Here is a 5,145-nt window from a genome sequence, read left to right on the forward strand (position 1 = left end):
GCCCCCCAACTCTTTGACGCCGCGGTCGCCCCTGCTCGTGCTGGTAGCGTCCGCCGGCAGGCCTGGCCCGAGATCCGTGTTGGGCGAGGCGACGGCAAATGGTGAAGGGTGTATGAATGCGCGGAGCGTTGCTGGCAAGAGTTTTTTGCGCCGCAGCATTAACGGCGCGGCTGCGGACGGTCGTCAGCCAACGTCGTTCGCCCCGCCAGAAGACTGACAACACAGTGCATTTCGGTGAAGTTCCGTCGTCTCCGCCTCTAGTCTCTAAGTAACGAAGAAGTCTTCTGTAACCACGCCCATTTACCTTGTTCGCCTCTCGCGCGAGCTTGAGCGGAACCGATCGCCTGTCAGGCTGTTCTCAAGCCGGCAAAACGGAGGCTTCCATGCGAATTCCGCTTCTCGCGCTGTCGGCCGTGGCCGCGCTCGGCCTCGCGGCCTGCGGGCACAACGTCGAACAGCGCGCCTCGACGGGCGCCATCGCCGGCGCCGTGGTGGCCGGTCCGATCGGCGCCGCGGCCGGCGGCGCCGCGGGCGCTGCGGTCAGCAAGGGTGTCGACAAGTAGACATTGTGGCGTCCTGGCGCATCTGGCGCCCGGCTTGCTGCGTACCCATCTCAAGGACGATGGGAGGCGCGAGCATGCGCAATCTGCTACTTGCGGTGGCCGCCCTGGCGGGCGTTCTGGTGATGGCCGCCAGCGCCGCGCACGGCTTCTGAGCCGGCGCTTCTAACGGCGCGGCGCGGCCTCGCCCGTCTCTTCGTGGTACAGGCGCCAGCCCTCGGTGGCCGCCCGCGCGACGAAGCTGAGGATCAGCACCCCCAGGAACAGCCGCATCCCGAGATCGAGGAGGGCCGGCGCCTTGCCCGAAGGCCCGCTGACCACCAGCAAGTGGCTCGCCTGGATCACGCCCAGCAGAATCCCGGCCCCCAGCAGGCTTCGCCAGATCATCAGCCAGCGGCTCAATTGCACGCGGTCCGGACGGGCCAGCGCCACGACGTTCGAGCCGATTTCGACAAGCGAATAGCCGACGATCCACCAGTGCCAGCGGTCCCAGACCGGGGCCAGCTCGAGCCGCTCGTCGAATGCGGCGCCCTGGTCGCGGAAGTGCAGCAGCCCCACCCACCACAGCAGGAACAGGACGCCGAACACCAGTTCCGTGACGATGTCGAAGCGCGAGCGCCGCTTCCCTTCGGCCGGCGGCAGCCGGTCGGGCTTCCACCGGGTGATCCTGGCGGGATTGCCGAACCTCTCCAGCGCCGCGAAGACCAGCGTCACCGCGCCGGTCATGAACACGGCCGCCGACAGCGGCGACATGATCCCGTCCACCGACAGCCGGCCGCCCATCAGGCCGATCAGGACCAGCGCGCCGTAGACGACGCCGATCACCACGAGACTTGCGCGCAGCGCCGCCCACCACACGGGGTACAGCGCCGGCCCGATCAGGTGCTGGACCTTCCGGTAGCGCCCGGCCACCAGCAACGGATTGCCGAACTCCACCAGCAGCTCCTCCTGCTCGGCGATGTTCAGCGGGCGGCCCAGCCGCTCTTCCCGCGCCTCGGCGCCGGACATCAGCTCGTCGCGCAGCTCCGCGACGATGTCGGCCCGCGTCTGCGGCGGCAGTTCGCGGCCGACGGCGGCGAGATAGCGGTCGATCAGGTCGTTCGTCATGGCGTTCCCTTCAGGATCGCGCCCACCGAGGCGTTCAGCCGGGTCCACTCCTCGACGAGGCGGGCCAGCACGGCCTCGCCCTCCGGCGAGAGGCGGTAGAAGCGCTTGTTGCGCCGCTCCTCCACCCGCCACTCGCTGCACAGGAGGCCCTGGTCCTCCAGCCGGCGCAGCATCGGGTAGAGCGCGCCCTCGTCGATCTCCACGCCCGCGTCGGCCAGCGCCTTGCGCAGGGTGTAGCCGTAGTGCTCCGCGCGAAGCTGCCCCAGCACCGCCAGGATCAGCGATCCACGCCGCAGCTCCAGCCGGAGCGTTTCGAAAATGTCGGCCTCGGTCGGCATCGTGCTGTGTGGCGTACACTGTGCGCGACACAGTGTCTAGCATTTACTGTGCGCCACACAGGTCGCCAGCTTGCAACAGGCGTCGCGGGCCATCCGCTTGCAATTTGAAATCGGTCTGCCTACCGTCCGCGCCTCGCCACGCGTTCAGGAGCCCCCGATGCCGCTCGCCCTCTACGGCCACCCGTTCTCGTCCTACACGTGGAAGGCCCTGATCCCGCTGTACGAGAACGCGATCCCGTTCGAATTCCGCACCATCGGTCCCGACGCGCCGCAGCACGCCGAGGAATGGATGCGCCGCTGGCCGATGCTGAAGTTCCCCATGCTCGTCGACGGAGAGCGCCAGGTCACCGAGACCAGCATCATCGTCGAGTACCTGCACCTGGCCTATCCGGGCCCCGTGCGCCTGCTGCCCGACGATCCGATGGCGGCGCTGGACGTCCGCTTCCTCGACCGCTTCTTCGACCTGCACGTGATGGACGCCATGCAGGTCGCGGTCGAGACCGCCCTGGGCCGCTTGGGAGACATGACCAGGGAACAGGGCCTGGCCCTGGCCCGCCAGCGGCTGGACCGGGCCTACGGCTGGCTGGAGAGCCACCTTACCGGCCGCACCTGGGCCGCGGGCGACAGCTTCAGCATGGCGGATTGCGCCGCTGCTCCGTCGCTGTTCTACGCCGACTGGGTCCATCCGATGTCGGACGCCTATCCCAACCTGCGCGCCTACCGCGCCCGCCTGCTGGCCCGCCCCTCGATCGCCCGCGCGGTGGACGAGGCGCGGCCCTATCGCGGCCTCTTCCCGCTCGGCGCCCCCGACCGGGACTGAGGCGCCCTACTCCGCCGGCGCAGCGGCCGCGACGCCGGCCCGCTGCGTCCGGCCGAGGGCCTGCCAGCGCCCGTAGGTCAGCGACCGCAGCAGCCATTCGGCGGGCCCCATCTCCCAGCGGCGCAGCCACAGCACGCTGAAGACGCCGAGCACGAGCCAGATGGCAGCGCAGATCGCCATCAGCCCTCCGAACGTGAACCGGTCGTAGAAGCCGAAGCCGTAGAACAGGACCGAGGTCAGCACCGACTCCAGGGTGTAGTTGGTGAGCGCCAGCCGTCCGATGGCCTTGAGCGCGCCCTCCAGCGCCCCGAACGCCCGCAGCTTATGCAGCGCCAGCACCAGCCCAAGCAGGCCGAGGGTCGTCGGCAGCCGCCCGGCCTCGTAGAGGAACCCGCCCAGGGCCGCGAGCGTCGGCGTCGGTTCGAAACCCGCCTGCCATTGCGCGGCCTGCACCAGACCGCGGATCGTCAGGCCGACCGCGTATCCGCCCGCCGCGAGCCTGACGTAGAAGCCGAGGGGACGCTCGCCCGCCAGTACGTTCATCCGGAACAGCGCCATCCCCAACAGCATGAAGGCCAGCGACTCTCCCAGGAACGCGATCGCCTCGCCGGTAAGGTTGAAGTCCACCCAGAAAGCGGTGCTCCAGGCCAGCAGCGCCGGGAAGCTCGTCCGCTTCCCCCGCTCCTCGGCCAGTTGCGCGGCGGTCGGATGCAGCTTCTCCAGCATCTCCTTGCGCGCTTCGAGCGCCTTGGTCTGCGCCTCGGTGAGAGGCTTCTTCGCCGCCTGCGCCGCCGCCGCGGCCTCGGCTACCCGCAGGGTCTCGGCCCGCTTCAGGCCCGGCGCGCCCACCGCGATGCTCATGGTCACCAGCACCGCCGCGGCCGCCGTCAACAGCACGCGCACCTTGGCCCGCCGGAACAGGAACAGGGCGAGGCCCGTCACGCCGTAGTTGAAGAGGATCTCGCCGGGCCACAGGAACAGCGCGAACTGCGCGACACCGAGCAGCATCAGGGCGAAACAGCGCGTGAAATAGGCCTGCGCGGGCGGCTGCGTCGCATCGCCGTCCAGGCTGCGCAGCATGATCAGCATGCCGGCCCCGAAGAGCAGGGTGAACAGTCCGCGCATCGAGCCGGCGAACACCACGTTCTGGACCAGGAACGAGATCCAGTCGGCGTCCAGAACCGGCTTGCCGGACGGATGGCCGGGGCCGATGGACGGCCAGCCCATCAGCGGGATGTTCATGAGCAGGATGCCGCAGACGGCCACGCCGCGAAGGACGTCCAGCGCTCCAAGCCGTTCGCCCGCCCGGACCGGCCCCGCAGTGATGATCGACATGTTCGCCGCCCCCCGTCGCGTGAGGTTGCCACGGGAACGCGCCGGTGGACAGGGGTCGCCTAACGTCGTTCGCCCTCCACGCCACGAGGTCAGGGCGCTAACGGAGAAGAAACAGATTGTGCCCGGCGCGCCAGCGCCACGCCGACGCCGCCTCCACGTCGTCTCCGAATAACATGGATCATAGTGGGTGGCCGGACGTTCCCCTAAAACTGTGAATTGAGGACGTTCCCTTCTCGCGCGAGCGATCGGGGATGATTTTGGACGGGAACAGGTTTTTCAGGCGCGCTGCGCCTGGGCCGCCGGATTCTGCCTCAAGTTCCGCAACCGCGGCGTTCAGGTCGTCGACCGTGCTCTCGGCAACGGCATCGGTCGCCTGAAGGACTACGCCATGATGAACCACGTTGATGCGCGCGGCGCCGCGAGAACCTTCACACCTGCTTGCAAGAGGGCGTCGCTATGATCGCCCTCGCCAGTTCCCAGCCCAACACTTCGATCCTGGCGCCGGCCGCGCGCCGCTTGAACAGCCTCGCCGCCCTCGACGTGGACGCCGCCGAGGCGCTCCGCGGAGCCGTGGCGCGGGCTCGCGCCTATCACCCGCCGCACGAACTTCTCGTCGAAGGGCGGAAGATCACCGAGACCCTGCTGTTTCTCGACGGCTGGGCGGCTCGGGTGCGCAATCTGCCCGACGGGCGTCGCGCGATCATGAACTTCCTGCTTCCGGGAGATCTGATCGGCAATTGCGACCACGATCATCCCGTCGCCGCCTCGACGGTTGTCGCCCTTACGCGCGTGGTCGTCTGCCCCGCGCCGTCGCGGGGACAGTCGCCAGCGCTCGATCGCGCCTACAAGCTCAGCCGCGCCACAGAGGAGGCCTATCTCCTCGCCCAGATAACCCGTCTGAGCCGCCTCAATGCGCACGATCGCCTGGCAGACCTGTTGCTGGAGTTGCTGGAGCGCCTCGACGTCGCCGGCCTGGCGCCGAACG

6 protein-coding genes are annotated in these 5,145 nt (G+C 68.9%); 3 read left to right on the forward strand and 3 right to left on the reverse strand.

All coding sequences use genetic code 11. The annotated features are described in order from the left end of the window. Positions 1-383: 383 nt before the first annotated feature. Entirely contained in the window at positions 384-563 is a 180-nt protein-coding gene (locus tag Q0L11_RS13390; protein WP_296597876.1) for a hypothetical protein, read from the forward strand. A 162-nt stretch (positions 564-725) separates the two neighbouring features. Here Q0L11_RS13390 and Q0L11_RS13395 read toward each other — a convergent pair whose 3' ends face one another. After that, positions 726-1,667 carry a hypothetical protein gene (locus Q0L11_RS13395; protein ID WP_296597877.1) on the reverse strand — a complete coding sequence of 314 codons (942 nt, stop codon included), beginning with the start codon at positions 1,665-1,667 and terminating at the stop codon, positions 726-728. Further along, the gene (locus tag Q0L11_RS13400) at positions 1,664-2,005 is read right to left on the reverse strand and encodes a PadR family transcriptional regulator (protein WP_296597878.1); all 342 of its coding nucleotides are present in this window, start codon (positions 2,003-2,005) and stop codon (positions 1,664-1,666) included. The genes Q0L11_RS13395 and Q0L11_RS13400 overlap by 4 nt, the downstream gene beginning before the upstream one ends. A 157-nt stretch (positions 2,006-2,162) precedes the next feature. Here Q0L11_RS13400 and Q0L11_RS13405 point away from each other — a divergent pair, with 157 nt between their 5' ends. Continuing rightward, positions 2,163-2,825 carry a glutathione S-transferase family protein gene (locus Q0L11_RS13405; protein WP_296597879.1) on the forward strand — a complete coding sequence of 221 codons (663 nt, stop codon included), beginning with the start codon at positions 2,163-2,165 and terminating at the stop codon, positions 2,823-2,825. A 6-nt stretch (positions 2,826-2,831) separates the two neighbouring features. On the opposite strand, the gene Q0L11_RS13410 is transcribed toward Q0L11_RS13405, so the two are convergent. Further along, the gene (locus Q0L11_RS13410) at positions 2,832-4,160 is read right to left on the reverse strand and encodes a DUF418 domain-containing protein (RefSeq protein ID WP_296597880.1); all 1,329 of its coding nucleotides are present in this window, start codon (positions 4,158-4,160) and stop codon (positions 2,832-2,834) included. A 456-nt stretch (positions 4,161-4,616) separates the two neighbouring features. Between Q0L11_RS13410 and Q0L11_RS13415 the strand changes: the two genes are divergently transcribed. Next, positions 4,617-5,145 (forward strand): cyclic nucleotide-binding domain-containing protein (locus Q0L11_RS13415; protein WP_367183422.1); only part of this gene is annotated, 529 nt, incomplete at its 3' end.

Origin of the sequence: Phenylobacterium sp. (assembly GCF_024508875.1) — a bacterium.
In the GTDB taxonomy this organism is placed as follows: domain Bacteria; phylum Pseudomonadota; class Alphaproteobacteria; order Caulobacterales; family Caulobacteraceae; genus Phenylobacterium.